Source organism: Streptomyces sp. 15-116A (assembly GCF_025290915.1).
Lineage (GTDB): Bacteria > Actinomycetota > Actinomycetes > Streptomycetales > Streptomycetaceae > Streptomyces.
Map to the genome: position 1 here is coordinate 1 of NZ_JAOCQE010000541.1, position 1314 is coordinate 1314.

The 1314-nt window shown below is 76.6% G+C and carries 2 protein-coding genes; both read left to right on the forward strand.

Going from position 1 to position 1314, the window contains the following annotated elements; all coding sequences use genetic code 11:
* The coding region (locus N4P33_RS35320; protein ID WP_399030713.1) for an ABC transporter permease at positions 1–826 on the forward strand (826 nt) is incomplete at its 5' end.
* 5 nt (positions 827–831) lie between these two features.
* On the forward strand, positions 832–1314 hold a 483-nt coding region (locus N4P33_RS35325), incomplete at its 3' end, for an ATP-binding cassette domain-containing protein (RefSeq protein ID WP_260831000.1).

The following is a 1314-nucleotide window of genomic DNA, read 5'->3' on the forward strand; positions in this document are numbered from 1 at the left end:
GGCCCCGGCCCCGCGCCGTGCCCGCCTCGGGGTCGTCCTGCGGGTCCTCCCGGCGCTGCTGCTCACCGCTCTCGCCCTGGCCGGTCCGTGGCTCGCCCCGCACGCCGTCGACGCCCCGGTCGTCGCGCCCTACGCGGAACCCGGCGGCGACGCCCCGCTCGGCGGCGACCAGCTGGGCCGCGACGTCCTCAGCCGCGTACTCGCCGGGGGACGCGAACTCGTCGTCGCCTCCCTCCTCGTCGCCGTCCTGGTCACCGCGGTGGCCGCCGTGCTCGGCGCGGTCAGCGCCCTGCGCCCGGCCGTCGGACGGATCGTCGAACGCACTGCCGACGTGCTGATGCTGCTGCCCGCCGTGCTCGGCATCCTGCTGGTCACCCTGTCCTGGCCGGACGGCGGACGGCTCGCCGTCGTCACCGCGTCCGTGGTCCTCGGCGTCCCCTACGCGGTGCGCCTGGTCGCCGGGGCCGCCGCGCCCGTGGCGGCCTCCGGATACGTGGAGGCGGCGGCCGTCGGCGGCGAACGGCTGGGGTATCTCGTGGTCCGGGAGGTGCTGCCCAACCTGCGGGCCACCCTGCTGGCCCTGTTCGGGCTCCGCTTCGTCGCCGCCGTCTACCTCGTCGCCACCGCCGGGTTCCTCCAGGTCGGCCCGCAACCACCCGCCGCCGACTGGGCGTTGATGATCCGCGAGAACTCCGCCGGCATCGTCCTCAATCCGTGGGCCGTCCTCGCCCCCAGCGTCGCCATCGGCCTGCTCGCCCTGAGCGTCAACCTGGCGGCCGCCGCCCTCGTCCCCGCGACCGGCCGGAAGGCGGTACCCGCGCTGTGAACCACATGCCCGACTGGTACTCCGACAGTCACACGGCCGCCGGAGACAGCGCGGTCCGTGTCTCGGACCTGACCGTCACCGCCCCGAACGGCCGCCTCCTGCTCGACCGCGCCGGCCTCGAACTCGCCCCCGGCCGCATCACCGCCGTCGTCGGCCCCTCCGGCTGCGGCAAGACCACCCTGCTGCGCGCCGTCACGGGCATCCTGCCCCCGGGCACCGAGCGCACCACGGGCAGCGTCACCGTCCTGGGCCAGGACCCCCTCGCCCTCCCGGCGCCCGCCCTGCGCGCCCTGCGCCGCCACCGCCTCGCCTACGTCGGCCAGGACCCCGGCTCCCTGCTCAACCCGCGCATGAAGGTGCGCCGCCTGCTCGCCGAAGTCGCCGTGGACACACGCCCCGAGGCGATCCGGGCCCAGCTCGCCGAGGTACGGCTGCCCGTCGACGACGGCCTGCCCGACCGGCGTATCGGCGGTCTGTCGGGCGGCCAG